This is a genomic window from Paenibacillus sp. FW104-T2, assembly GCF_058789975.1.
Window position 1 is genome coordinate 40,291 of the sequence record NZ_JBYTCE010000017.1, and the last position, 26,194, is coordinate 66,484.

General features: G+C 47.0%; 23 protein-coding genes. 3 read left to right on the forward strand and 20 right to left on the reverse strand.

Translation table 11 applies throughout. The features are described 5' to 3' along the window. Positions 1–128: 128 nt before the first annotated feature. A complete protein-coding gene (locus AC3WQ3_RS20170) occupies positions 129–1,133 on the reverse strand; it encodes an aldo/keto reductase (RefSeq protein WP_492473341.1) in 1,005 nt (334 codons plus the stop codon). 198 nt (positions 1,134–1,331) lie between these two features. Between AC3WQ3_RS20170 and AC3WQ3_RS20175 the strand changes: the two genes are divergently transcribed. Next, positions 1,332–2,174, forward strand: coding sequence for an AraC family transcriptional regulator (locus AC3WQ3_RS20175; RefSeq protein WP_492473292.1), 843 nt, complete (start codon positions 1,332–1,334; stop codon positions 2,172–2,174). A 94-nt stretch (positions 2,175–2,268) separates the two neighbouring features. Here AC3WQ3_RS20175 and AC3WQ3_RS20180 read toward each other — a convergent pair whose 3' ends face one another. From AC3WQ3_RS20180 to AC3WQ3_RS20240, 13 genes are all read right to left on the reverse strand, one after another. Continuing rightward, positions 2,269–2,667 carry an Asp23/Gls24 family envelope stress response protein gene (locus AC3WQ3_RS20180; protein ID WP_095358391.1) on the reverse strand — a complete coding sequence of 133 codons (399 nt, stop codon included), beginning with the start codon at positions 2,665–2,667 and terminating at the stop codon, positions 2,269–2,271. A gap of 234 nt (positions 2,668–2,901) precedes the next feature. Next, positions 2,902–3,981, reverse strand: a complete 1,080-nt coding sequence (locus AC3WQ3_RS20185; protein ID WP_095287491.1) for an AI-2E family transporter — start codon at positions 3,979–3,981, stop codon at positions 2,902–2,904. A 93-nt stretch (positions 3,982–4,074) separates the two neighbouring features. Then, entirely contained in the window at positions 4,075–5,514 is a 1,440-nt protein-coding gene (locus AC3WQ3_RS20190) for a sensor histidine kinase (RefSeq protein WP_336779810.1), read from the reverse strand. Beyond that, positions 5,492–6,199, reverse strand: a complete 708-nt coding sequence (locus AC3WQ3_RS20195) for a response regulator transcription factor (protein ID WP_492473293.1) — start codon at positions 6,197–6,199, stop codon at positions 5,492–5,494. The genes AC3WQ3_RS20190 and AC3WQ3_RS20195 overlap by 23 nt, the downstream gene beginning before the upstream one ends. A gap of 187 nt (positions 6,200–6,386) precedes the next feature. Further along, positions 6,387–7,826: a 4-hydroxyphenylacetate 3-hydroxylase family protein gene (locus tag AC3WQ3_RS20200; protein WP_336779808.1), complete on the reverse strand. Its 1,440-nt coding sequence runs from the start codon at positions 7,824–7,826 to the stop codon at positions 6,387–6,389. 190 nt (positions 7,827–8,016) lie between these two features. Beyond that, entirely contained in the window at positions 8,017–9,978 is a 1,962-nt protein-coding gene (locus AC3WQ3_RS20205) for an ABC transporter permease (protein ID WP_492473294.1), read from the reverse strand. After that, positions 9,953–10,723 (reverse strand): ABC transporter ATP-binding protein, encoded by a 771-nt coding sequence (locus AC3WQ3_RS20210; RefSeq protein ID WP_095358397.1) that lies wholly within the window; start codon positions 10,721–10,723, stop codon positions 9,953–9,955. The genes AC3WQ3_RS20205 and AC3WQ3_RS20210 overlap by 26 nt, the downstream gene beginning before the upstream one ends. A 277-nt stretch (positions 10,724–11,000) precedes the next feature. Then, positions 11,001–11,984, reverse strand: coding sequence for an ATP-binding protein (locus tag AC3WQ3_RS20215; protein ID WP_154893424.1), 984 nt, complete (start codon positions 11,982–11,984; stop codon positions 11,001–11,003). Continuing rightward, the gene (locus AC3WQ3_RS20220) at positions 11,981–12,685 is read right to left on the reverse strand and encodes a response regulator transcription factor (RefSeq protein ID WP_127536055.1); all 705 of its coding nucleotides are present in this window, start codon (positions 12,683–12,685) and stop codon (positions 11,981–11,983) included. Before AC3WQ3_RS20220 ends, AC3WQ3_RS20215 begins: the two co-directional genes overlap by 4 nt. 78 nt (positions 12,686–12,763) lie before the next feature. Continuing rightward, the gene (gene nagZ / locus AC3WQ3_RS20225) at positions 12,764–14,059 is read right to left on the reverse strand and encodes a beta-N-acetylhexosaminidase (protein ID WP_492473295.1); all 1,296 of its coding nucleotides are present in this window, start codon (positions 14,057–14,059) and stop codon (positions 12,764–12,766) included. A 443-nt stretch (positions 14,060–14,502) separates the two neighbouring features. Continuing rightward, entirely contained in the window at positions 14,503–15,606 is a 1,104-nt protein-coding gene (locus tag AC3WQ3_RS20230; RefSeq protein WP_492473296.1) for an NADH:flavin oxidoreductase, read from the reverse strand. Positions 15,607–15,864: 258 nt separating this feature from the next. Then, the gene (locus tag AC3WQ3_RS20235) at positions 15,865–17,178 is read right to left on the reverse strand and encodes a hypothetical protein (protein WP_492473297.1); all 1,314 of its coding nucleotides are present in this window, start codon (positions 17,176–17,178) and stop codon (positions 15,865–15,867) included. 216 nt (positions 17,179–17,394) lie between these two features. Then, on the reverse strand, positions 17,395–18,444 hold the full coding sequence (locus AC3WQ3_RS20240) for a 2,3-butanediol dehydrogenase (RefSeq protein ID WP_127536058.1): 1,050 nt from the start codon (positions 18,442–18,444) through the stop codon (positions 17,395–17,397). 351 nt (positions 18,445–18,795) lie between these two features. Here AC3WQ3_RS20240 and AC3WQ3_RS20245 point away from each other — a divergent pair, with 351 nt between their 5' ends. Next, positions 18,796–19,827: a LacI family DNA-binding transcriptional regulator gene (locus AC3WQ3_RS20245; protein WP_492473298.1), complete on the forward strand. Its 1,032-nt coding sequence runs from the start codon at positions 18,796–18,798 to the stop codon at positions 19,825–19,827. A 141-nt stretch (positions 19,828–19,968) separates the two neighbouring features. Here AC3WQ3_RS20245 and AC3WQ3_RS20250 read toward each other — a convergent pair whose 3' ends face one another. The 3 genes from AC3WQ3_RS20250 to AC3WQ3_RS20260 all read right to left on the reverse strand — a co-directional run bounded on the left by AC3WQ3_RS20250 (position 19,969) and on the right by AC3WQ3_RS20260 (position 22,760). Continuing rightward, positions 19,969–20,940 (reverse strand): D-2-hydroxyacid dehydrogenase family protein, encoded by a 972-nt coding sequence (locus AC3WQ3_RS20250; protein WP_492473299.1) that lies wholly within the window; start codon positions 20,938–20,940, stop codon positions 19,969–19,971. Positions 20,941–21,081: 141 nt separating this feature from the next. After that, positions 21,082–22,170: a hypothetical protein gene (locus tag AC3WQ3_RS20255; RefSeq protein WP_492473300.1), complete on the reverse strand. Its 1,089-nt coding sequence runs from the start codon at positions 22,168–22,170 to the stop codon at positions 21,082–21,084. Then, complete coding sequence (locus tag AC3WQ3_RS20260) at positions 22,167–22,760, reverse strand: TetR/AcrR family transcriptional regulator (RefSeq protein ID WP_492473301.1); 594 nt, start codon at positions 22,758–22,760, stop codon at positions 22,167–22,169. Before AC3WQ3_RS20260 ends, AC3WQ3_RS20255 begins: the two co-directional genes overlap by 4 nt. Positions 22,761–23,038: 278 nt before the next feature. Here AC3WQ3_RS20260 and AC3WQ3_RS20265 point away from each other — a divergent pair, with 278 nt between their 5' ends. Next, positions 23,039–24,238 carry an MFS transporter gene (locus AC3WQ3_RS20265; protein WP_492473302.1) on the forward strand — a complete coding sequence of 400 codons (1,200 nt, stop codon included), beginning with the start codon at positions 23,039–23,041 and terminating at the stop codon, positions 24,236–24,238. 1 nt (position 24,239) lies between these two features. On the opposite strand, the gene AC3WQ3_RS20270 is transcribed toward AC3WQ3_RS20265, so the two are convergent. The 3 genes from AC3WQ3_RS20270 to AC3WQ3_RS20280 form a co-directional block, all read right to left on the reverse strand. Further along, positions 24,240–24,401 (reverse strand): hypothetical protein, encoded by a 162-nt coding sequence (locus tag AC3WQ3_RS20270; protein ID WP_336779796.1) that lies wholly within the window; start codon positions 24,399–24,401, stop codon positions 24,240–24,242. A gap of 30 nt (positions 24,402–24,431) precedes the next feature. Further along, positions 24,432–24,899 carry an SRPBCC family protein gene (locus tag AC3WQ3_RS20275; RefSeq protein WP_492473342.1) on the reverse strand — a complete coding sequence of 156 codons (468 nt, stop codon included), beginning with the start codon at positions 24,897–24,899 and terminating at the stop codon, positions 24,432–24,434. A 148-nt stretch (positions 24,900–25,047) separates the two neighbouring features. Further along, positions 25,048–26,151, reverse strand: a complete 1,104-nt coding sequence (locus AC3WQ3_RS20280) for an HD-GYP domain-containing protein (protein ID WP_336779794.1) — start codon at positions 26,149–26,151, stop codon at positions 25,048–25,050. Between the last annotated feature and the right edge of the window lie 43 nt (positions 26,152–26,194).

Sequence of the window (26,194 nt, forward strand, 5' to 3'; positions counted from 1 at the left end):
TATGATATGAACACCTTTTTGAAAAAAAATAAACACAGGTCAATTATAATGAACTCTCATTACAACTGACTTGTGTTTATTCTCGCGATTTTATTCGTGATTTCCGAACGATTTTCGTTCCATTTAGTTTACCAAGCGTAATTTCCAATCCCGTTCAGAGTGCCTTCAATCTCATTCAATTCTTCGGTTGTCAGGCCAGGTGCCTTTAACGCGGCAACATTCTCTTCGATCTGTGAAACACGGCTTGCGCCAATCAATGCAGAGGTTACGCGGTTGTCACGGAGTATCCAATTCAGCGCCAATTGGGAAATGGTTTGTTCCCTGCGCTCAGCAACGGCATGAAGGGCTTCAAACTTGGCAATCCGTTCGTCTGTATAGGCTTCTGTTCTCATATTGCCTGTCGGGTTGGCACGTTCTTCCTTGAGCTTGTCCACGTATTTGTTCGTCAGTTGACCTCGCCCCAGAGGACAGAATGCAATGGAGCCTATGCCCTGCTCATCCAGTACATCCTGTAATCCGTCTTCGATCCAGCGGTTAAGCATGGAATAGTTCGGTTGGTGGACGAGGCAAGGCGTTCCCAGATTACGCAAAATGGCTACTGCCTCCCTTGTCTGCTCCGCATCATAGTTGGATAATCCGACGTACAGCGCTTTGCCCTGTCTTACGATATGATCCAGCGCAGCCATCGTTTCCTCCAGCGGTGTATTCGGATCCGGACGGTGATGATAGAAAATGTCCACATACTCAAGCCCCATCCGTCCAAGGCTCTGATCCAGGCTGGCAATCAGGTTTTTGCGGGAGCCCCACTCGCCATAGGGACCTTTCCACATGTAATATCCAGCTTTCGTTGAGATAAGGAGTTCATCCCGGTATGGACGCAGATGTTTTTTAAACAAGACACCAAAGTTCTCCTCGGCAGATCCTGGAGGTGGTCCGTAGTTGTTCGCCAGATCAAAATGGTTAATTCCCAGATCAAATGAACGCAGAATCATCTCTTCCTGAACATCCAGCGTGCGGTTCCCGCCAAAGTTCTGCCACAGGCCAAGCGCAATTTGCGGCAGTCTGATTCCGGATTTGCCGGAACGTGCATACTTCATCTCATCGTAACGCTGTTCATTCGCAGTATAAGGCATATCATTTTCTCTCATTTCTTGTTAAAGTGGGTGAATACCCTTTCATCTTAGTCAGTTTCGGTCCAAAACGATATGGCATATCGCTATAACCATATGGAATAATACTTGTTGTCTATTCATAAAATCGTATCTATAATTCATATCCTCTTACTAAAAATATGTTAAAATGCAAGAATGAACTACACAGGAGTGAATGCCTTGATTACATATATGTTCAAAAACAATCCGTTCCAGGATCTGCAACTCCTTCATTACGGGACCGAACCCTGTACACCAGGTCACCACTTTGGCCCAGCCATGCGGGATCACTACAAAATCCATTATATTTTGGATGGCAAGGGTACTTTTGAAGTCGGAGGCAAAACTTATGAACTGCATAAAGGGCAGGGCTTTCTCATCGTCACCAATTCCGTCGTTCACTACAAGGCTGATCTGGAAGATCCGTGGGAATACAGCTGGGTTGCTTTTCAAGGAAATGCCTCCCCTTCACTATTACAGCAGGCCTGTCTGTCGGAGCAGCATCCGATCTTCGAACTGGAAAATGACGATGAGATGCGTTCCTGTCTGCATCGCATGATTAGCTCCCGAAATACACACAAAGGTTGGGAGATTAGCATGACCGGATGGTTATATCAATTTTTCTCCATTCTGATCGATCATGCAAACGAAGGCATCCTTCCACCCGAGCAAGAGTTCACCAAGGAAACGTATGTCACCCAGGTCATGGACTTTGTTGAGATGAACTATGCGAACCCGATCACGGTGCAATCCATTGCTTCTCATATCGGCTTGCAGCGCAGCTATCTGTGCTCCTTATTCAAAGACCGGATGGGCACCAGCATTCAATCCTATTTGGTCAACTACCGGATGCGCAAGGCTGCCGAACTGACTCTGGATACCGGGTTGACCATTGGGGATATCTCCCGCTCTGTCGGGTATTCCGATCAGCTTCTCTTCTCCAAAATGTTCAAAAAGGTGATGGGCGAAGCCCCCACCCATTACCGTAAACACAAAACAGCACCTTCCCGGTTAAGCAGTTAACGGGAAGGTGCTGTTATTTTACTTACATAAAGCTCAGACAGCATAACCTGTCCACCGCTAATATTCATTCATTTTCCGGAAGAGACCACCTCAGTCACACTTGCTCCTGCATGGATACACCGACGACATGCACTTTAATTTCATTGACCAAAATGCCTGTCATCTGTTCCACGGCCTGCTGTACATTGTGCTGGAGCTCCTTGCATACTTGATGCATCTTGAACCCGTACTGCACATTAATACGCAGCTGAATGGAGGCCTGATCATCTTTTACATCAACGTCAATACCTTTCTGCAGACTCTTGCCGCTGATGCTCTTCGCAATGCCTTCGGTCAATCCAACCGACATGGAAGAGATGCCGGATGTGGCCTGTGCTGCTATACCCACAATTTTGGATACGACATCATTAGAGATGTGAATGGCGCCCATCCGGACGGCTTGAGGTTCGATGTACTCGGGTTCGATATATTCTTTAGGGATGATTTCAGACATGCTTCCCACTCCTTCTATGATTAATTGATTGATTAAGATATAAAATGCAAATAAAATTTTTACACGTTAACGGAGAGTGCAGTACCAATCGGGAGAAGCGAAGCGCTCGCCTTTATCACCAGAGTTTCCCCCTTATAAGGGGAATCAAAGAAACTCGGGGATAACTGCGATCGGAAGATGGTACTGCAATCGGAGTGACTCAGTGTAACAGACTAGTCGTTTTAAATCCTATAATCAGGCATTCTGCCATTTCTCCTTGAAGAACAGCTGGTAGACCCTGACGAGAATAATTTTAACGATCATGTAGACAGGGATGATAATCAAGATGGCAATGATGCCGCCGAGATCCCCTGCACCCAGCACCAATATAATGGTGGTCAGCGGATGAATGTCGAGCTTTTTGCCAAACACATACGGAGCGACCAGATTGTCCTGAATTTGCTGGGCCACCAGAATAATAATCAGCGACCAAATCGCCACCGATGGCGACTGAATCAGACCGATAATGACAATGGGGATGGACGACACAATTGCGCCGATAAATGGAACAAAGTTCATAATGACCGCAACGACGGTAAGCAGCAGTGCATACGGCAGACCGATGATCAGAAAACCGATATACATCAGTACGCCAAGTGCCAGGTTCACGAGTACTCTTCCGACAATAAAGCCACTGAGCGCCTGATCGATCTCAAGAACAACCTCACGGCTGTCTTTTTGGAACCGTTTTGGTGCGATATGCACCAGTTTGCGGCCGAATTTCTCTCCCTGTTTCAGCATGTAGAACAAGATGATCGGGAACGTAAACAGAATGATCGCAAAGCTGGAAATGAGCGAGAACAATCCACTCACATAGTTGGTCACGAAGGTGAACCCTTTATTAATATAGTCTGTAAGCTGAGAAAACGGTGTGGATCCCTCCGGGAATAGTGCCTTGATCGCTCCGTTCTGCTCCAGTTCTCTCAGCTGTACACTGAGGGAGTTAATTAAATTCGGTGCATTATCCACCAGATTGATCAGCTGTTCACGCAAGGACGGCCATAACCCCACAATGAACAGGACAAGCAGTACACCGAAGACCAGATAGATCAGCAATATGCTGAGTGTTCGGTTCAGCTTCTTCCGTTCCATGTAATTCACGAGCGGCCTTAGCAGATAATAAAAGAATACGGACAGCATCATCGGCACCGTGATAACCGTAAGCATGGTCACAAGCGGCTGAAAGATAAAGCTGACGCGTGATAGCAGGTAGATATTGACGAGCACCAGAGCCAGCGCGATGCTGAACCGGACAAACGAACTTCCTTTAAACAACATGTTCCCCTCCACATAACCTTTTCTTTTTGGGATTTTTCTACAGGTTTTTTCTGCCCTCTTCGTTACCCGTTTAAATGTACATTCAACGTATCAGTTTGGAATTTGAATCGTAAACACGGTAGTCTCCTTGCCTCGCTGGGACAGGATCAATCGCCCGCCCATCTTCTCTGTATTTCGCCGGGCAATTGCGAGTCCAAGTCCGGTTCCGCCCGTACCAGTTCGTGCTTCATCTCCTCGTACAAATGGATCAAAAATGGTGCTCCACAGTTCCTGGGGAATACCGACCCCTGTGTCTGCAACCTCAATGACTACATGCGTACCCAGCGGAATCAATTCTACCCGCAGCTCGGTTCCCTTTGGATTGTAGGACAGCGCATTGGTAATGAGGTTTTGAATAACCCGCGACAGTAATTCAGGATCGTATCTGGCGTATATCTCCTGATCAGGTACCAGCACATGAAGTACAAATTGTTTCTGCTCAATCTCACCATAGGTATCTGCCATGACTTCACGTACGAATTCCCCGATCTCTCTCTTCTGGATCTGCATGTGATAATCGGGTGAGTCCACCTTGAGCAGTTCGAGCATATTCTGTATCATTCGAGCAACCTGAACGGACTTGTTATAGATATATCCCAGATAACGCTGCTGCCTTTCCTGGTTTTCTACCCGTCCCTCCACTAGAGCCTGGGCATATCCCTGTATGGAGGTAATTGGTGTTTTCAGATCATGCGACAGATCCACAATCAGCCGCTGTTTGCTCTCTTCCGCATAGCGCTTTTCTGCTGAGGTATTCTCGATGACATCTGCCATATAATTAAACGTCTCGCCGATCTGGACAAATTCCTTCTCTGCCGAGATGGACAAGCGTGTACTGTAATTTCCCTGAATCATCTGGGTAAGCCCCAGTGATAAAATACTCAGTGGTTTTTTGATACGACGTGCGACCCAGTAGCTGTATACGAATATGAGGAGCAGAACGAAGCCAACTCCGATCATGATGTAAAATGACAAAGGATGCTTCAGATTGGTAATCAGCAGATTTTCATTCATGCGGATACTCACCAGATCACGCGGTATTTTCAGCAGTACATACTTCGCATCTCTCTCTGCTGCGTAGGGAGAAATGGAATAATAATATGTACTATCGCTTCGATTCTCCAGTCCGGCATACAACTCCGACTCACTGTAATATGTAAATGCATCCTGCTTGACACCGATCTGGCGAATGACCGAACGCTCTGCATCCAGAATTTCGATCCATCCTCCGCTATCCAGCAGACGCTGTATTTCCTTGCTTGAAGAGTCATCCTCAAGCCTCTTGTTCAATTCAGCTGCGTAGACATGCGCCTCGACGTTCAGATCAGGATCAACTACCTGATCCGAAATGCGGAAATCCACGACATCCAGCGAAACCATGAGATAGACAATCAAGACGAGCAGCAGCAAAAAGAAGTTGAACAGCAGGAAGTCCAGTGTCAGGGACGTTTGCAAAAGTCGCTTTTCTCTAGCTTTCCGTTGGCGCTTCAATTTTGTATCCGAGTCCCCTTATCGTTTTTAAATATTCAGGTTGTCTGGAGTCGCGTTCGATCTTCTCGCGAATGTTGCTGATGTGCACCATAATGGTGCTGTCTTCATGCGCGTAGTAGTCCCCCCATACCGCCTCGTAGATTTTCTTGCGTGTAAATACCCGGCCAGGCTGCTCCAGCAGCAGATCCACAATTTTGTATTCCGTGGAGGTTAGGGTTACAGGCTTGCCAGATCGAAAAAGCACACATTTGGAACGATCCAGCATAAGTTCACCGAGAACAAGACTAGTCTCCTGGGGTGCTGCGGATTCATGGGCGTCAAATTGATTCACACGTCTTAACAAAGCTTCTACACGAGCAACAATCTCCAGCGGATTAAACGGCTTCGAAATATAATCATCCGCACCGAGTCCAAGTCCGAGAATCTTGTCATGGTCCTGGCTTTTGGCAGATAGAAACAAGACGGGCATATGATGGGTTGCCCTAATTTGCTTGATTAACTGAAGTCCATCCATTACAGGCATCATAATATCCAAAATGACAAGATCGATCGGTACAGAACGAATGCATTCCAGCGCCTCCGCTCCATTCGCGGCAGTCCTGATGTCATAGTCCTTTTCAAGGTACAGTTGAAGCAGTTCCACGATCTCTGGTTCATCATCTGCAATCAATACGGTGTATCTCATGTTATTCCTCTCATTTCTTCAATCCTCAATCATCGGCTGTGTATTCTTTTACATGTATCTTACTACTATATACCACGTCCCTTAAATCCACCTAAATCAAATCTAAAGATAACCTAAATAAAAGCCCTGGCATGTGCCGGGGCTTGTAATTCTATCCATGAGCACAATGCTGCTGAAGCTTCAATGACTACTTCATGTGGAGCCAAGGCTCAACCTTTTTATTCAGACTTTCCTTATCATATTGTATATACTGGCCGGCACGGTTGCGAACCGGATCCCCTGCGTAGTAACGCTCATAGAGATCGTGCCTCGCCCCAAGTGCACTTCCGGTCAGATCCCAAGCCAGCTGAAACAGACGGATTTTCTCTGGCGCTTGCAGTGTCACTCCACCAAGATATTTGGCCATCAATGGTCCTACCGTTTCATCCAGATCGAAACTGCCTGACGGAATCTGAATCAGTCCACCAGCTGCAATGGTTTTCAGAATTTCAACCGCTCTCGGGTAATATCGGCTGCCCAGGTTACGAGCTGTCTCAATGTATTTGAATGACGGGAGCCAGTTGCCATGCGCATCTGGCTGTGCCTGGGCCTCAGAAGCAACGATCAAGCCCTCAATGGTCTGCATCTGGCTGATCATCTCTCCGAGTTGTTCCTGTACATTCAGGAATGAATCCACACCGATCTCCTGCGCAATGGCTGCCGTGACGGCGGTGATAAATTCCAGCTTGGAGTGCAGTCGAATGATGCTCTGATGGTAGGCCAGACTGGAAGAGGCTGCGTTACAGCGAACCTGCCACACGGCTTCCGGATTGTTGTGCAGAAGTACACGCTCCCAGGGAACCAATACATCATCAAAAAATAATACAGCATCCATCTCATCATAACGGGCACTGAGAGGATGAGCAGCATCCAACTGCGGAGCGGCAAATGATTCACGGCAGATCAGATGTAAACCCGGACTTCCCACAGCAACAATTACCATATGTGCCAGTTCCGGCAGATGTCCCGGAATCCGCTGAATCGGATACGCAATGATATCATCCGCATAAGGAGCTGCGGTCGCCACCATCTTGGCACCACGAACAATAATCCCTTCCGAGTTGGTTTTCACAATCCGCAGCATGGCATCTTCATCCTCCCCAACAGGCAGAGAACGGTTGATCTGCGGGTCACGCTGGACAATCGTCAGAAATGCATCTTTTCGTTTGGCCTCCTGATAGTAGGCTGCTATCTTATCTGCATACATGGGATCGTGTCGTACCATATCTTGACGTGTGGCATACCATCCGACAACACGCGAGCGGGCATAATCCGACAGTCTGCTCATGACTCCATAGGTTCGATCCGACCAGAGCCGAAATGCTGCCGCTCTACTGCTGACATCTTGAGAAGCGTGAGGCACCCGAAAAGCCTGATGCACATAACTCCCCGTCTGTTCATCCCAATATGCCACTGTTTCTCGTGTATCCGGATCATCCACCAAATCGAACAAGTTCTCAATGGTCTGCAGTGTTCCCTGAAAGGCGGGATGTTCGGTTACCCGGACACGCTTGCCATCCAGCCATACGTTTCGCTCATCATTCAATCGGTGTATGTAAGCTTGTCCGCGAGACATCGTGATGCTCATGATCCATCCTCCCTCTCAGGCAAAAAGCCTGCTATGGCTACCAATCTCAAAGTATAACTGTCACATGCTGAAGGTATGTATGACACACACAATGATACAATTTGTATCTAATGAAATAGTACTGTGTCGCGTATAGAAAAGTCAACAAACACCGAACGAAGCGTCCGATGTTTGCCTAGGTCATGCCAGGTTAGATTAATTTGGAGTACATATGGCGTAAATACCGCCAGCGCACAAGCGCAAAGAACAGGATCTGCATGGTGGCAAAAACGAAGAAGATACGTAGGCTGTATCCCATAACCGAAAAATCGACCAACTGCTGCAGCGCCACAAATGCTACCGAACTATGAATCAAAGCAATGAGTAATGGCAGGAAAAACATAAGCAGCAGCTGCTGAGTTACAATTTTACGAAGTTCAGGACGACTGAGTCCCATCTTGCCAATCATGCGATACTGTGCTTCATCCCTTTCCAGATCCGCGTAGAGTCTAAAATAGGTAAAGCTTGCCGCAAAGGTAAAGAAGACAATACCGATCAGACCGCTCAGGATCAAAATGATCCCATTGGTTTGTTTCGAATTCAGCCAGTCCACAACGAGAGCACTGAACATGAAGTAGCCTTTCGTACGCGGCCGATCCTGAATCGAATTAACCAGGTCAGGGGCGAAGGCCCGCGTTCCCATCCAATCTTCCACCACAAATTGAGTCATTTTATTGGAATAGTAATCTTCACTCAAGTCTAGGAATTCATTGTACGCTGACTTCATCTTTTCAAACAATTCATCGGAAATGACGTAGATGTCCACTTTGAAATCAACAGGGATAACGATTTCGGTAGCTGGAGGAGACAGCTCAACCTGTTGATGATAATTTTCAACTTCAAGATCTACCTGTGTTGGTGAAAACCCCTGCTCCACTTGTTTACGCAGCTCTTTGCGTGCTGCCAAATTCGACGGCGTCATAAAGGCCCCATTTTCCGAATCCAACGTGCGTTCTTCGTAACCAAGAGCCTTGGCAAGATGGTTGTATTCACTCAATTTGATGATATTGCTGCCATCTTTATTCTCATACAGCTGGGTGTAGCTGCCTTTTACATAGGGGACCTCATGGTCAACAAGTGTTTCCTCAATCTGCCTGATATCCCCCTCTGCCTCAGGTGTATCCCATGAATTCGTGTAAGTGAATGCATACGGGTTCGTCATCGACGACAACCCTGGATCAGCGATCGCCAGCATGGTGCCAATGCCGGTAAATGCCGAGGCTGAGATGACACTTACCATGAAAAACATGACAGCATTGTCTTTCATGCGATACGTAAGCTCGGATAGAAACAGTACATTGGTTTTACGGAAAAACAAACGCTGATTTCGTTTTAATGCCCGAATGACATACACACTGAGCTGCGTGAACAGCAGGTATGTACCTGCGATAACCATAATGACACTCCCCAGGAGCAGCGGGAAGGAGTACGTCACCCACACAAAAGTGAACACCCCTGCATAGCCACCGCCAATTAACAACACGGATAGAAACGCGAGCAAGCGTGATGCCTTCGGCTCCGGCTTCGGCTTTTCCTCCGATTTCACCAAATCAATCAGCGTTCCCTTGCGGATAAGCAGCGAAGAAGATAGTGCAATGACAGCAAACAGAACAAGGAACGCGGCAGCTGTCAGAGCAATTGCTTTTAATGGAAAATAAAATCGAAGACTGTTCTCCACAGCCAGCAGGGAACCGCAGATGAGCAGGATCAGTTTTCCGAAGATCATCCCCAGTCCAATACCCGCTGCAATGGCGGCGATCCCGATACACATGTTCTCCATAAACAGAAGCCGGTTCATCTGTTTGCGTGTCATCCCAATGATCAGGAATATACCGAATTCCTTCTTGCGTGTTTTCAGAAAAGAACCTACCGAGTACAGCAAAAACAGGAATGAAAAGATAAAAATAATGATCTCTGCAATCATAAAGCCCTGATTGGCAAGCATAGTAACCGTTTCACTTGATCCCCTCAAACCATCCTTCAGATCCGGGTGAAACAGAAGCAGTGCATACGTGAAAAATATCATGACGGAAAATGTACTGCTCAGAAAATGAGCCAAATAAATCCGTTTGTTGCGAACTACATTGTTAATGGCGAACTGGCGAAAATTCATGTCCTGACCCTCCCATTAGGGATAACACATTAATTATCTTTTGATAAAAAGCCGCCCGGTTATCGCCATAGTGAATCTCATTATAGAGTTTGCCGTCCTTGATGAAGACAACCCGGCTGCAGTAGCTCGCTGCAACTGCATCATGTGTAACCAGCAGCATCGTCGCCTGATCCTCCTGATTGCGAAGCTCCAGCATCTCCATGACATCACGTGCCGCCTTCGAGTCCAGGTTGCCTGTTGGCTCATCCGCCAATATCAGCTTGGGTGAGTGGATTAGTGCTCTGGCAATGGCCGTTCTCTGTGCCTGTCCACCCGAAATCTCATAAGTCCGCTTGTCCAAAATCCCTTCAATCCCCAGCTTGCTTGCTAGCCGATCCACACGAGCGTTCATCTCCCCCAGCGGCGTTCCGTCGAGCGTCAGCGGCAGCACAATGTTCTCCTTCACCGTAAGGGTATTGAGCAGATTAAACGACTGAAATACAAATCCCAGCTCTTTGCGCCGGAACAGCGCAAGCTCATCCTGGTTCAGCTCGAACGGATTTTTCCCGGCAATGCGCAGTTCTCCTGATGTCGGATGGTCGATCGTCGAGATCATGTTGAGCAGTGTCGTTTTGCCGCTGCCGGATGGACCCATGATCCCTACAAATTCGCCTTCCTGGATGCTTAGGTCAATCCCCGATAGTGCTTCATAAGAGACGATGCCTTTATAGATTTTGCTGATCTGTTTTACCGAGCATATTTCCATATGTACCACTCCTTTTTTACGTTGAACATGAGTCAACGATAACTAACTCGTGTCTATTTAATCATTGGTTATTCACTGGCACTCTTGATGCCCTGACTTCTGACTTCAGTTTACCGAAGTTTCGGCTAATCTCCTATGGCTTAACCTTTCACTTGCATGACAAAGTTGTAAGGTTGCTTCTATTAAACAAAAAAGACGTCATTACCCCAGGGTAACAGACGTCGATTCTCTTGAACCATCCTATTGAAAAACAATATAGAAAACCATCTTATAGTCACTAAACACTAAATGTTATCCGGACCGTCGTCCCTTCACCATATACTGATTCCAGATCGATCCGGTGATTCATTCGGGTCAGAACCTCTTTCACGATGTACAGTCCCATACCTGTTGACTCCTTAAAATGACGACCATTTTCTCCCGTAAAGAAAGGCTGGAACACCCTGTTCAGATCTGACTTAGGAATACCGGCACCCTGATCTTGAACTTCAAGAATAATGGACCGTTCTGCTTTATATGCACGCAGGTATATCTTCTGTCCATTACCAGAGGAGTATTTGATGGCATTGGAGAGCAGTTGCACGATGACAAAACGAATCCATTTGGCGTCCGATTGCACAATTAGCGAAGCATCCATTTGAATCTCCGGATAGACATGATTGCGAATGAAGAAACGCTTCAGCTCATGAATGGCCTCTTCGCCTGCTGCCTTAAGTGTAACCGGTTCAACACTGAAGTCCTGTTCAAATGTGTCCAAACGCGCTACGTACAGCACCGTTTCCAATCCACGTCTCATCTGATCTGCTTCCTCCCGAATACTCCTGAGACGTGGGTCATCGTCCTCCTGGTCCTGCACGGTCAGTTCAATCACGGATAAAGGTGTCTTCATCTGGTGTACCCACTGATTCATAAATGTGAGATACTCCTGCTGGCGCTGCTCCAGACGGTGGAGATGGGCATGATAATGACCATATTGTGAATCCAGCAGCTTCTCCAGCGCTACCGATAAGGGAACCATCTCTTCGAGCGGGACAAATTCATTAAGCGAATTCATGGGCTGTGTCATTCGGGTATAGAACGCCCTGTGAGACATATAACGGTACGTCAGGTAACCTGCATATAAAAATAACCCCAGCGATACGGCATAGACAGCTGTTAGCACATGGTCGTAACCGTCATACCAAAATACGCCGACGACGGTAAGCAAGATGACGACCACCCAGCAAGTTAAAGCAAGGTGTTCTCTCATAAACAGCTTCATGATGGTGAAGCCGTATTCCAGTTTGCGTTTAACCGATAACCGGAACCCCTCACCGTTTCCAAAGCGTCTGTTATGCCTATTTCGGCCAATCGCTTGCGTACACGAGTTACATTGACACTGAGTGTATTGTCGTCTACAAAGGAGTCATCCCACAGTTTCTCCAGAATCGTCTCCCTGCTCACGAGCTTCGGACTACGACGAAGGAGCGTTTCCAGCAGTATCGTTTCCTTCTTCGTCAGCTGCACTTTGCGATCACCGAGCTGAATCTCCAGTCTTTCCAGGTATACTGTCAATCCTTCCAGCTCGACTTTGCGTTCTTCGTCACGGGCTGCGTAATCTCCATATACACGTCGCAGCTGACTTTTGATTTTGGCCATCACGATTTCATGTTCAAACGGCTTCGTTATATAATCATCCGCTCCGTTCTCCAGCGCCATCACCTGATCCATTTTGCCGCTCCGGGCGGAAATAAACAAAATCGGACATGTGGACATCGTACGGATCTGACGACACCAGTAGAACCCGTCATAGCTGGGCAAGTTGATATCCAGAAGAACAACATGTGGCTGGATCTGCTCAAATTGCTGTAACACCCGCTCAAAATCTTCCACAAGAACGGCTCTGTCCCCGTATCGTTCGATATGGGATTTCAGCAGTCCTGCAATTTTCGGATCATCTTCGACAATCATTATGGTATACATAAATGGGCCGCACCCCTAACCTGTAATAATGAAATGTAGTATGTTCTCTCTCATTCCAAAATCATAACACAGGATGGATTACTCGGCATGAACCTGTTTGCGCCATTGTACAATGTCTGCGTTCAATTGCTTGAGGTCACCCGATGGTTGCTGCTCATCAGACAGCTTGTACGACTGCTTCAGTGCCAGAATACGATACACGCTTTCATCAATTCGAGATTCGGTGATTTCCCCATTCTTCACCGCATTTTTCAATGTATCAAATATCGTTTTGGCACTTTCATAGCTGTGAGCCACGAGCAAAATATCACTGCCTGCCTGAACGGTCGCGATTGCAGCTTCATTCAGTTTATAATTTTTGGCGATTGCACCCATGCTGAGATCATCTGTAATGACAACGCCGTCGTAATTGAATTTGCCCCGCAGATGTTCACCAATAATGACATCCGATAACGAAGCAGGATGATCAGGATCCAGCTTAGGGAATAAAATGTGAGCCACCATTACAGCCTCCACATGCTCTTTCACCGCGGCCTGAAACGGAATCCACTCCAGCTCGGCCAGCTGCTTCTCTGTTTTGTTCACCACGGGAAGATCCAGATGGGAGTCCACTGACGTATCCCCATGACCGGGAAAATGCTTCACGACCGGAATCACTCCCTCGCTGCGCAGACCTTTCATCTCAGCGACGCCGAGACGAGACACGAGTTCAGCTGAACTGCCAAAGGAACGGTCACCAATCACCGGATTGTTCGGGTTACTGTTGACGTCCAATACCGGAGCAAAATCCACATTAAAGCCTGCAAGTTGGATCTGCCTTGCCAGTAATTTACCCATCGTTTCTGCCAGTTCGGCGTCATTCGTCGCTCCAACTTTACCATTGGAAGGGATACTCTGCACTTCATCCGGCATTCGGCTGACTTTGCCACCCTCCTGATCCACACTCATGAAGATTGGCACCGGATTGGAACGGTTTGCTTCTTTGATGGACTGCACAAAATCCGCTGTTCCCTGCAAAGTCGTCACGTTATTACCATAAAAAATGATGCCTCCTACCTTTTGGTCCGCAATCATTTGTTTGGCCTGGTCATCCAGAGCAGTCCCCTGTACCCCGGCCAAAATCATCTGTCCAATCTTTTCATCCAGCGAGAGCTGGTCCAGCTGCTCCTGAACCGGATCTGCCTCTTCCTGAGGGGAAGCATTGTTCTGCTCATTATTCTCTTCAGCTTCCTCCGCATCGGAATCACCACTGCCTTCCGGTGCAGCTTGTTGTTCCGTAGTAGAACCTGTAGAGGAATTCACTGTGGAGCCGGGCTTTTGCGTTTCTCCACATGCGGTAATGAGCATAAGGACTGCAATAATCAGAAATAACATTTGCAACGAGTGTCTTCGTTTACTCTTTATAGAATCGTTATGTACATACAAGGAATGTCAACCTCCTAATTCATGTTGGAATGTGTACCGTAATGTTCAGGCATAACATTAACATAAGCAACTCTTTTTTCAAAATCACCTGCTTTAATTAAAAGAGTGAGATACGGGTCTGATTTGCCAAAAAAATGTTTGCATTTGAGTGTTGTAATATGGTTTCTAATGATTTTTTCAACGAAGGGCGTGGGCGTTGTATGGATCAACGGGGATCGTAATTGCGGCCGAGAAATGGTGTTCTGTTGTGAATTTTTCATATGTTGAAATTATTATTATAGTAGGTTGAAAAAGCCGCCTTTCGGCGGCATAAGGTTGTTGTGGATTGCTTATTTTTTGTCTTCCTTGTAGGTAAAAAAGGCAGAAGAATGCTGATAAATAGCTACTATTCACTAATTCAATGTTTTCAACACTTCAGTTGTAAATGGAATGATCTCGGACTGCCGTCCTTCACGCACTTTTGCAGGCCACTCCGGATCGCTTAGCAGTACACGTCCCAGAGCGATCAGTTCAAACTCCTTGTTCTCTAACATCGTATTCAATTGGTCCAAGTGAGCATCGCCTGTTCCCTGATTCTCGGTTGATCGGTCCACGAATTCGGCTTCCAGACCAACGGACCCAACGGATATCGCAGGTTTCCCGCTTAATTTTTGTGTCCAACCGGCAAGATTTAATTCAGATCCTTCGAATTCCGGCAGCCAGAAGCGACGAGTCGAGCAATGAAAGATATCTACGCCCGCCGCAGCCAGCGGCGCAAGAAATTGCTCCAGCTGTTCCGGGGTATCCACCAGGCGAGCATCATAATTGCCCATTTTCCATTGAGAAAAACGAAGCACGATCGGAAAATCCGGTCCAACCGCCTCGCGGCACGCTTTAATGACCTCGACTGCGAATTGTGTGCGTTTGACCAAGTCACCGCCATACTTGTCTGTACGACGATTGGTATGCTCCCAGAAAAACTGATCAATCAGGTATCCGTGAGCGCCATGCAATTCTATGCCATCGAACCCGATCCGCTTCGCATCTGCAGCTGCTTGTGCGAACGCTTGTACCAGGCCTTGGATCTCTTCTTCGGTTAAAGGTTCCCTGTTCTCTTCACCTGCCATGCTGATGCCAGACGGACTAACCGGCTCCGCTTCTGCATGAGGCAGATCACCTGTACGCCTTGCTGTGCCCACATGCCACAATTGAGGCATGATTTTACCGCCCGCGTCATGGACGGCTTGAACCACATTTGACCAGCCCTGGAGGGATTCATCACCATGAAATAACGGAATACTCGCACCGCTTACAGAGGAAGGATGGTTAATCCCTGTCCCTTCCGTGATAATGAGCCCCACACCGCCAGCTGCTCTGCGTCTGTAATATTCAGCAACTTCCGGCCCGGGTACGCCCTCCGGAGAAAAACCACGAGTCATGGGTGCCATGACGATCCGATTGGACAATGTAAGCTTGTCTGAAGTGAGGGGTGTAAACAACGCTGAAGGTACATTCATTTGTTTATAGCTCCTTTATCTTGTGGAATGTCAGAACCCAATTACCTTTCCATTTTATAGTTTGTGAGTTTTATTTTCAAACTCGCTAATGAAATGATCTATTATGTAACAAAAAAAATAGAGCATCCCCGCAGCAAGTGGCGATAATTACGCTGCTGTACGTGTACGCTCCGTGTTTACGTCTTTTTCATTTTAAATGATAACCAAAAATAGATATGAATCATAGTATATACTCCATACTCTTTCTGTGTGTTCCTCTTAATCCGAATTCACAGGAATGTCGTGGCGATGAACTCTGAGTATTTTGCCTGATGAAGGTGAGACGACGTCCGGATCCGTGCCCAAACCGAAGTAGAAATCCCCTTCATGCTCTTCAAATGACTTCGCATACGTGTCCTGGTTGAACCGGAGAATTTCATGCCAATTGATCAGGTCCGTGGTTTGGTATACCCGGTTAATATACAGATTTTTATTTTGGAACGTGTAGGTGAGTACATATACTTTGCCGTCGCGCAAAAGCAAGTCTGTTGGCAATGCTTTGGCATCAGGTAAAATCACGCGCCTAGCCTGATTAATGGCTGTCATGACATTCAAGGATTTGGGAAGCAATTGACCGTCATTGAATACGCCACCAGCGATATAGACTAACTTGTTATCAAAGTTAACATTTTTCCCAATCTTGTTATACGGAATCGTGCCCTGCTGATAGGTCAGTCCCGGCAGGATTTTGTTACCGTAGATTACGACGTCTTTCTTCTCCAGATTCGCATTAATCTCTAGGAAATTGGTTTTGTCATTCCAGATTTTATTGGCAGGATACATCATTCCGGATGCATACAGCTTGCCCCCCAGCTCAAACAGCGTGTATGCCCTTAGCCCGAACGTATTAATGTTTGCAAACTTCTGCCAGCTTACGCCCATATCATGTGAAATCAGAATCGTTGGTTTATCTTCTGTTCCGAGAGCGGCAAACATTTTGCCTTGAAACAGAGCAAGGTCATAAACGTGTACCCCAAGCGGAAGGTTGCGGTATTTTGTCCATACGTCCCCATCCAGCCGATAAAAGTTCCCGAAACTCCATTGCTCTCCGTCAGAATCATTTCCCGGAATATAGAGCTTGTCGTCCAGGACCTTGTAGATATCAATCTGCTCCTCATCCACAACCATTTTGGTTGATGGGACAATTCCAGGATTGCTGTTGCTGACTGCCTGCCTATTAAACGATGAGGTTGCTGTATCGAAATAAATGACCGGGATGGGACCCGAGTTCGGCGCTACCCCCATATTGCTGCTGTTGCCATGACCCAAATAGATCTTGTCTCTGTATAACTGCATATCCCACACATTATTGGCGTAAGGCGTTTTGGCAAAAGGTCGTCCAAGCAGCTCAATCTTGCTTGTCACATCCGCAGAATTGATGGGTACATTGGATACCTTTGCCATGGCCCGTTCAACCGTCGGCTTGCGCTCGGCCTTGTCACTGCTTTTGGGCTTGGCACTCCCTGTAAGCATCCAGCCCACGCTTGCAACGATGGTCAAAATGAGAGCTGCCCATTTCGTGTTGTTATGCATGCCCGCTTCCTCCTTCGTTCTGAAATTGAATGCCTTTTCATATAAACGATACAAATTGTATCTTTTTATATTATGTAAAACAGAACAAGCATGCAATACATTCCGCCCTTTTCAACAAAAATAGACAGCTTCATCCGAAGATGAGCTGTCTAGGCAGGTATTCTTTTTGCCAAAATGACATCGTTTTATTAAAAAGAAAAGATTTCTGAGTTGCTGCTACTCGGCTTTGACCAGGATTTTCACCTGATTTTTCTCTTTCAAAAGAGCTTCAAACCCTTGATCGACTACTTCATCCAGCGAAATACGTTTGGTCACCAGCTTGTCTGCCGGGAAGAAGCCTTTATCCATCAGACTAATCACAGCCGGGAATACATCCCGATAACCAATAATACCGTTCACTGTACGTTCTTTCATGACGATAGAGTTAGGCAGAATCGGAGCCGCTTGCTCAAAAATGCTGACGATCATCAGCTCTCCACCAATACGTGTCGAGTCGATCGCCTGCTGCAGCACAGGTGGTACACCTGTCACTTCATAAGCAACGTTCACGCCGCCTTGTGTACGTCTATGAATCTCTTCCACAACATTGTACTGGGTTGGATCAATCACAATTGCGCCAAGCTCTTCGGCTTTCGCTTTGCGTTCTTCAGATAGCTCTACTACATAGATGTCGGAGGCGCCGGAAGCTTTCAATGCTTCAATAACGAGCAAACCGATTGGACCCGCACCAAATACAGCTGCAGTATCGCCTACTTTCAGCTTGCTTTGACGCACGGCATGCAGCGCTACCGCAGAAGGTTCTACGAGCGCTCCCTGTTCGTAGGAAATGGAGTCAGGGATGGCGTGTACCATATACTCTTCAGCTGTTACGTATTCAGAGAAACCCCCGCCTCCTCCGGCGAGACCGAGGAATCCCATCTGGTCGCACAGATTGTATCTTCCCTGTTTGCAGGCTTCACAATGTCCGCATGCATAGATAGGTTCAACGACAACACGGTCTCCTGCTTGAAAACGGGTAACACCTTCACCCACTTCAACGACTTGTCCCGAGAACTCGTGTCCCATCACTACAGGAGCTTGTTCGCCTGTTAGCGGATGCGGTGCTTGAGCTGGAATGAAAATCGGTCCTGCAGTGTATTCATGCAGGTCACTGCCGCAAATTCCGCACCATTCCACTTTTATTTTAACTTTCCCTTGTGCCGGGCTAGGTTCATCGATATTTTCCAGACGTAAATCTTTAACACCATGCCAACGTAATGCTTTCATCAATTTCATCTCCCAGATCATAGGTTTGAATATAACCGGAAACGTTTCCGTAGTTAAATATGTCATAGTTTAGATAGTCTGTCAAACACATTTTCCCATAAATAAGTCGAATTCATGAATTTTTCGCCTTTACATGCAGCATGATAAAACCTGCTGTGATTGCCTGTATCCAATGGTGTGCAGATTATATGCTTAAGAACGTATGGAATAAGTTAACAACCTGCTTACAGTTATAGATCATGGAAAGTCTATTGACTTACAAAAAGTGTTATAATCAGAGTATACACATAAATTCAACATGAAATTACTATAGAGTCGGAATCGTTTCCGGTGAAGTGAGGTTACCCAAACGTGAGCAAAGAACAAAAAGTTACCATCAAGGATGTGGCGGAGTTAGCGGGAGTAGGCATTGCTACCGTCTCAAGAGCCATTAATAATTCTGAGGGTATCAGCAGCAAAACCAGAGATAAGGTCATGCAGGCCATTGAAGAGCTCGGTTTTGTTCCCAACACATCCGCTCAGAGTCTTAAAATTCGCCAGACCCACCAAATTGCCCTGGTTGTTCCGGATATACGAAATGCGATCATTCCAGAGATCTCCTGGTCTGTGGAACAAACAGCTAAACAGCACGGCTATCACGTGGTACAGATTAATACGGCAGGAAATGCCCGTACAGAACTGGAAACTATTCGAAACATTAAAAAGCTGCATGTGGACGGCCTCATATTCATGCCGCTCGCTTATCCCAAAACGCTTCCAGGCTTGATCGACAAGGCTCCCCTTCCCATCTCCATGATTAACTACGGCAAGAGGCTCGAACCCGGCATGAAGGCAGATATCGTCTCTCTATCTCAGCCTGAGGGAAAGCTTGTGATGGAACATCTGATTAAAATTGGACGAACGCGGATTGCCTATGCGGGTGCCCCCAAGGACATCATTGAAGAGCGTTACCGTGCGTATGAACAAGCTCTGCCACATGTCGATATTTCACTTGTCTATTTCGGTGAAGATTTCTCCCTGAACACTGGTGCCAATGCTGCGGATTACTTCCATGGACTGACCCATATGCCAGATGCAGTCTACGCGATCAATGACATGGTAGCCATCGGATTGGTTAACCGGTTCAAAGAATTGGGTGTACGTGTACCCGAAGATGTCGCCGTGGTTGGGGTCGATAATAATCAATGGACTACCGTCTCGTCACCGCAGATCAGCTCGGTTTCCATTATGGGCGAAGAGGTTGCCAGGCTGGCGACAGAATTGCTGCTCAAACGAATCCGCGAGATGAGTACTTCTGACTATGAGCATATCCAGTTTGAACCCAGACTTATCGTACGCGAATCAAGCGTAGCGATGATTCGTCCCTCGTCACCACGTTGCTAATGGCTCATCCTGGATGGATGAAATGATAAATCACAAGCAAAAAAGGTGTCCCCGCAGCCATTAATCACGGCCTGAGGGTCACCTTTTTGTTGTCTGTATCGATTTAATGAAAAGTGACGAGAACTGTGGCATGGCTTGTTATTACTTCACGATCAACTGTCTGATCGGACTCCCTTTTAGAAACATCTCGATGTCTTCTACCGCATGATTGTAATAGATTTCATAATTCCCTCGGGTCACATAACCCAAATGCGGTGTTGCCAGCACGTTAGGCAAGGTTCGCATGATATGATTAACAGGTAAAGGCTCCTGTTCAAAGACATCAAGTCCTGCCCCGGCGATCAGACCATTTTGCAGTGCCTCAACCATAGCCCCCTGATCCACAATTCCCGCACGGGATGTATTGATCAGCAATGCTGTCTTTTTCATCCGCTGGAATTCAGCCTGACCAATCAGATGACGAGTACGTTCACTTAGCACCAGATGAATCGACACGATATCACTTTGCTCCAGCAGTTCTTCCTTTGTTGCGCACCAGATTACGCCTTGTTCCCCAGCTTGTCCAGGTGTCAAATGCTGACTCCAGGCCATGACATTCATGCCAAAAGCCTTCGCAATCGCGGCCATCCGGGAACCTATTTTGCCCAATCCGAGCAGCCCGAGCGTCTTTCCGTACAAATCCATGCCGACCGTACTCTGCCAGTTGCGATTGGATTTCAGCGCATTATTTTCGGTAACGAGCTGCCTGGACAGTCCCAGGATAAGTGCCCAGGTTAGTTCCGTCGGTGGATTGGAGCTGCCCTCTGTCCCACACACCGTGACTCCATGGCGTTCCGCAGCCTTAAGATCAATCGAGGCATTTCGCATCCCAGTTGTAATCAGCAGCTTCAGCTTGGGAAGCCTGGATATGACCGATTCAGGAAACGGCGTACGCTCACGCATCAGAATAACGATATCCACATCCTGCAGTTCCTGGATGACCTTTTCTTCCGAGCCCATGTAATGATTAAAGGTCTGCACCTCAACCCGATCCTGGACTAAACCCCAATCAGCCAATGACAGGGCGACGTTCTGGTAATCGTCCAATATGGCGCAACGTAATTTCTTTTGCAAGATGTACCCCTCCTTCAAAAAGCGTTGTATCCTACACCTACCCGTATTGTATCAATTCGACACCGGTCTGCCCAATGTCCTTAGACATAAAAAAAGAGCCGGAAGTCAGTTTCCGCCTCTTCATTAACCGGCACACCACTCTTAACGCAACGCATCCAGTTCAATTTCATGACTGACATATAGCTCCATCCTGGATCTCAATTGATTATACCGTTCGACCAACACATGATCTATTCCGAGTGCTTGCGCGATCACACCTAATATGGAATCATCCACATGTGGTGTACTCCAGCTAAACAGCTGCTGATACAGGCTCAACATTGATTCTTGGCTCTGTTTAACATATCTAAGCGGGTGTGAGACGGATTCGAGTTTCATCTGCAGCAAGTCGTGGAATACGTGAAACCGATGCTCCTCAGCCAGGCTTCTTGTTAAGCCTGCTTGGGAAGTCTGCACACTACTCGCTATATCTGTAAATGCAGCTAAGCCAGCTCCGTTCTTAAGATCTCTGATCAAATCCGAGAATGTTAATCCGACCATGGGCATGGCCATGTAGGCCCACCACTGACTGCCTGTTCCATTAGCGCACAGTTCCCAATTCGGGTTCCATAACACATTTCGAAGTTGTTCCTTCTGGGATGTTCCATACATCGCAATACCCCACACCAGCCCGCCATTGCAGTCCACTGACGCCTGTTCTCCCCATGCTAGAAGCCTCGGCACCATCTTATCAGCAGGAGCCCATTTTGCACATAATGCAGGGAGGATCTCCGGGAAAATAGCATTTCCGTATACTTGTTCGAATTTATCTCTCAATCGCTGATGTTGATCCTCACAAGGCATGTGCAGCAAGGCCAAACAAGCATCTTTGGACAAATACCAATCATCTGTCATTACACAATCCACCAGATATTCGGTGCTGAGTGGATATCCCATGTAAGCCAGGACATGCAAAACGTCCCCGGGAACCCCCTCTTTTAGCTTTCCATTCACAAAACTACATTGATGAAGCTGCCGGGCAAGCTCCATATCACCGCAACGCATGACGACTTCCAGCAGCAGTACATATCGGTAATCCTCCGAATGCTCCAAATATAACTGGAGCAAAACCGCTGCGTCCTCCCGGTCCCCATACATCGCAATAACTCGGCAATAAGATTGAATCACACCCATATTCAGTGGAAGACCCGAATGAAACCATTCCAGCAATGTTTCGGTGGGCTGAATCATATCGATTCCCCTCCAATAATCCATAACGCCGCCTCAATACTTTGCTCTACAAACGAGCGCTCTGGCCCCGATTTCATTAACACAGTAAGTCCAATCATTGAAATAACCAAAGATTTTGCAGCTGCACTCGCATTCAGATCACCGGACAATTCTCCGGAACGCTGCCCCCGTTCGATCGTCTCCCGAAAAATCACTGCCAGATACATCTGATGCTCCCGGGTTAAAACGGCGAATTTCGAATCGTGCGGAGCCAGTTCAACCATCGTATTAATACAAAAACAACCGTGGCTCGGCTTGGATACATCCCCCTCAGCCCCAATGTGCTCAAACAGCGCACGAAATGCCTGTTTTACAGACCCTTCCTGCTGAAGCCTCGATCTAATTTGCGCGGCATGCAGAGTGGTATATCTGCGCAGCGCCGTCTCAAATAACTCTTTTTTGTCCCCGAAGGCAGCATACAAACTGGGGCGTTGAATACCCATTGCGGAAGTAAGGTCAGTCATTGACGTTGCTTCAAACCCTTTATCCCAAAATATGCGCATGGCTGCATCAAGCACTTTATCGGTATCAAACTCCCGTTGTCTCACCATATTCTTTCTCCTTTTTTATGTACCAATCGATATATTATATCGTAGCTTTCATCCATCATGATGTCAATTGTATACCTCCATTAAATCATTGAATCAATAACAAAAATCTACTTTAAAATATGCACAATTGACATTTGCATGATATATACAGTATGTTAATTCAGAATTATTATGTACTGATCAGTATAAAATTAAATTCAAAAATCCACTCTTGAAAGGTGACTCTCATGAATACTCCGATTCAACGGATACATCCATCTTCAAAAGCTCATGCTGGCATGTCCCGACTTGTTGCGCTCCTCTTCGCTCTGTGCAGCGGACTTTCCGTAGCCAGCATTTATTATGCTCAACCCCTTTTGGATGCCATGGCCAGGGATTTCCGGATCTCCCACTCACATATCGGCGTAATCATTACGGTGACCCAAGTCTGTTACGCCCTCGGACTGTTTTTTCTTGTTCCTCTCGGCGATCTGATTAACAGGCGAAAACTGATCATTGTGCAGATGCTCTTCTCCGTCGCGGCTCTGCTTCTCGTTGGTACCACATCATCTAGTTCCATCTTTTTCACAGCAATGGCACTCGTCGGATTACTGGCTGTTAATACTCAAGCGCTCGTTGCCTTTGCCGCAGTACTCGCTGCCCCTTCGGAACGCGGACGGATTGTAGGCCTCGTGACTAGCGGAATCGTGATTGGCATATTGCTCGCTCGAACGGTTGCGGGCACCCTAAATGATTGGATCGGCTGGAGATCGGTTTACCTGTTCTCCGCATCGCTAACCTTGCTCGGCGTAGTCGCCCTGCTCCTTCTCCTGCCGAAGCATGAGCCTCAGCGAACAAAATTAAATTATGCTCAATTGCTTATTTCGGTAATACAACTCTACCGGGAGCTGCCTATACTTCGAATTCGTGGCGTGCTGGGCATGCTGATATTCACTGCATTCAGCATTTTATGGACTGCCATGGTCCTTCCACTTAGCGCACCTCCATTCTCGTTGTCCCATACAGCCATCGGTGCTTTTGGTTTGGCAGGTGCCGCGGGTGCACTGGCTGCTGCCCGTGCCGGCAAACTCGCTGATCGGGGTCTTGGTCAGCACACAACTGGATTCTCTCTTCTGCTTCTCCTCCTGTCCTGGCTGCCGATCGGCTTCGTTCATCAATCGTTATGGTTTCTGATCATTGGTGTCATCGTTCTCGACCTCGCTGTACAGGCAGTCCACGTCACCAACCAGAGCCTGATCTATCAGGTTCGTCCTGAAGCACAGAGCCGTCTTACTGCTGCATACATGATATTTTACTCAGTGGGCAGTGCAACCGGATCTATTGCTTCGACTATGATGTTTGCCTGGGCAGGATGGACGGGCGTATGCTGGCTGGGAGCAGCGGTGAGTGCAGCAGCATTCCTGTTCTGGGCTATTGACCGTTACTTACAACGGAATATGATCCAATCCTCTTGTGTTCCGGCACATAAAGGAAACTGAATTATTGTTCTAACTTAGAACATACAACAATGAACAGCGTTGCAAGCGGACCACACAAGAGGGAGATCAGAAACCAGTTAAGCCCACTTCTGTTTTTCCCTTGAGCAAGTCCGGCATTAATTAACGCAAGGGTGCCCCAACCAACAAAATATTCGTTTCCCATCACGATCACTCCTTATCAAGTAATTTGTCGTCAGACCTGTTGGTTCGTCTGTTCCAGTATAGCTTTCAGCTTCGTATTGCGGCTTTGGATAAAAGCATGCATATAATGCTTCAAGACGAGCCGCTCAGCCAGTCTTCCCAACACACCAAGTGGTGCTTCAAATTTCAGCATGTCCCTCATGCAAGTGGTTTGGTCATCGATCCTGCTGAAATGATGTTCGTGGCGCATGCTCTTGAATGCCCCTTTTACCATCTGATCGACAAACACATGCGGACGTTCATATTGCACGATACAGGAAGTGAGTTTCTGCCTTATGCCAAAATGAGTTGCTTGAAACGTCACCGTGTCGCCGGCACCTATTCTGCCGGAGGTCACGCCCGAAACAGCTCGTTCCCGTGTATGTTTCCATACCGTCTTTGTATGAACATCAATATCCCGGGCATAATCAAAACATTTTTCAATTGGAGCACGTATTGTAATTTCGGTTACAACTTCAATAAAGGTTTATCGCTCCTCAGGTAAAATGGATTTTGTACCCAGTATACGCTTGCTCTCCTTAGAGAACAATGCACCAAAAGCCGACACACAAAAACAGGTCCCCTGTCATTATGCAGGAGACCTGTTTGTACTCTAAACTTTTATAACCTTAAATAATCAGTTCTTTAATGGCAATGCTGCGTTCTTTGGACAAGTCACGATACTGCTCGGACTCGACCTTGACCAGCGGATTGAAGATGTCCGAGGTATTATTCATGATGATTACCCCTTTTTCACCATTGCTCAGAAGCACTTGCTTGCCGATAAAGTTCGGGAGAAGGTGCTGCATCAGAGCCTGAACCGGCTTTTCATTCAACTTGCCAAACCCCATCGCATAGATGTCACGCAGATTATTGATTAGGTTCGGATTGCTGCCCCCGTGAATGCCGGATCTCATACCAATGTATACGTCAGCCACAGACACGATCTGCGTATAAGGATGGATTTCACTTTTATCCATTTGCATTGGATACCCCGAGCCATCCTCACGTTCATGGTGCTGAAGCGCTACAAGCGCAGTAGCCTCATCGGTCATGGAACTTTTGATGATATCATGGCCATAAATAGTATGACGCTGCAATTCAAGCTGTTCATCCGCCGTTAATGGTTCCACTTTGTTACGAATCCGATGGGACACTCTGCACTTGCCTATATCATGCAGATAGCCGCCGCGGCTGATCTGATAGCTTTCCTTCTGGGAATACCCCATCCAGCTGGCAATATAGAAGGACAGCAATCCAACCTGAATGGAGTGTGTATAGTTGTTAACATCATCACGTTCCAGCATCATCAGGAGATGTACGACATCCTTTTGCTCGTCCAGTCCATCCACCATTGGCTGCAGTGCATCGTCCACCATGGTAGCATTGAATTTACCCACAGTAAGTGCTTCAAGAAATGCATTTTGGTAGTTATGTACAGTCTGTGTAAATTGGGATTTCATTTCCTCTTCAGGCGGTTCTTCCTTAATGCCGGAACCAGCTGCAATACTCGAACCGGCTGCAAATTTGGCTGCAGCGGCAAAAAACTCAGCTTCTGTTATTTCTTCTTCACGTGATTCAATATCTACATAGTCCACACGGTGCTGCATGAGCAAGGAAATATCCTCACTCTTGATTACAGTCCCTTTCCCGAGAATGTGCAACCCCGCATCGCTAAATGTATCCGCAGTCAGACGGTCTCCGTCTTGCAGGTTCATAATATGGATTCTCAATCGGTATTCCCCCTGAACATTCATTATAGTAACAGTACCCGAT

Bases quoted from the DNA above. Each gene is read 5' to 3' on its own strand.
- AC3WQ3_RS20170 (WP_492473341.1), bottom strand. From the start codon at position 1,133: ATGCCTTATACTGCGAATGAACAGCGTTACGATGAGATGAAGTATGCA.
- AC3WQ3_RS20180 (WP_095358391.1), bottom strand. From the start codon at position 2,667: ATGTCTGAAATCATCCCTAAAGAATATATCGAACCCGAGTACATCGAA.
- AC3WQ3_RS20195 (WP_492473293.1), bottom strand. From the start codon at position 6,199: ATGAGATACACCGTATTGATTGCAGATGATGAACCAGAGATCGTGGAA.
- AC3WQ3_RS20200 (WP_336779808.1), bottom strand. From the start codon at position 7,826: ATGAGCATCACGATGTCTCGCGGACAAGCTTACATACACCGATTGAAT.
- AC3WQ3_RS20205 (WP_492473294.1), bottom strand. From the start codon at position 9,978: ATGAATTTTCGCCAGTTCGCCATTAACAATGTAGTTCGCAACAAACGG.
- AC3WQ3_RS20210 (WP_095358397.1), bottom strand. From the start codon at position 10,723: ATGGAAATATGCTCGGTAAAACAGATCAGCAAAATCTATAAAGGCATC.
- AC3WQ3_RS20215 (WP_154893424.1), bottom strand. From the start codon at position 11,984: ATGAAGCTGTTTATGAGAGAACACCTTGCTTTAACTTGCTGGGTGGTC.
- AC3WQ3_RS20220 (WP_127536055.1), bottom strand. From the start codon at position 12,685: ATGTATACCATAATGATTGTCGAAGATGATCCGAAAATTGCAGGACTG.
- nagZ (WP_492473295.1), bottom strand. From the start codon at position 14,059: ATGTTATTTCTGATTATTGCAGTCCTTATGCTCATTACCGCATGTGGA.
- AC3WQ3_RS20230 (WP_492473296.1), bottom strand. From the start codon at position 15,606: ATGAATGTACCTTCAGCGTTGTTTACACCCCTCACTTCAGACAAGCTT.
- AC3WQ3_RS20235 (WP_492473297.1), bottom strand. From the start codon at position 17,178: ATGCATAACAACACGAAATGGGCAGCTCTCATTTTGACCATCGTTGCA.
- AC3WQ3_RS20240 (WP_127536058.1), bottom strand. From the start codon at position 18,444: ATGAAAGCATTACGTTGGCATGGTGTTAAAGATTTACGTCTGGAAAAT.
- AC3WQ3_RS20255 (WP_492473300.1), bottom strand. From the start codon at position 22,170: ATGATTCAGCCCACCGAAACATTGCTGGAATGGTTTCATTCGGGTCTT.
- AC3WQ3_RS20260 (WP_492473301.1), bottom strand. From the start codon at position 22,760: ATGGTGAGACAACGGGAGTTTGATACCGATAAAGTGCTTGATGCAGCC.
- AC3WQ3_RS20265 (WP_492473302.1), top strand. From the start codon at position 23,039: ATGTCCCGACTTGTTGCGCTCCTCTTCGCTCTGTGCAGCGGACTTTCC.
- AC3WQ3_RS20270 (WP_336779796.1), bottom strand. From the start codon at position 24,401: ATGGGAAACGAATATTTTGTTGGTTGGGGCACCCTTGCGTTAATTAAT.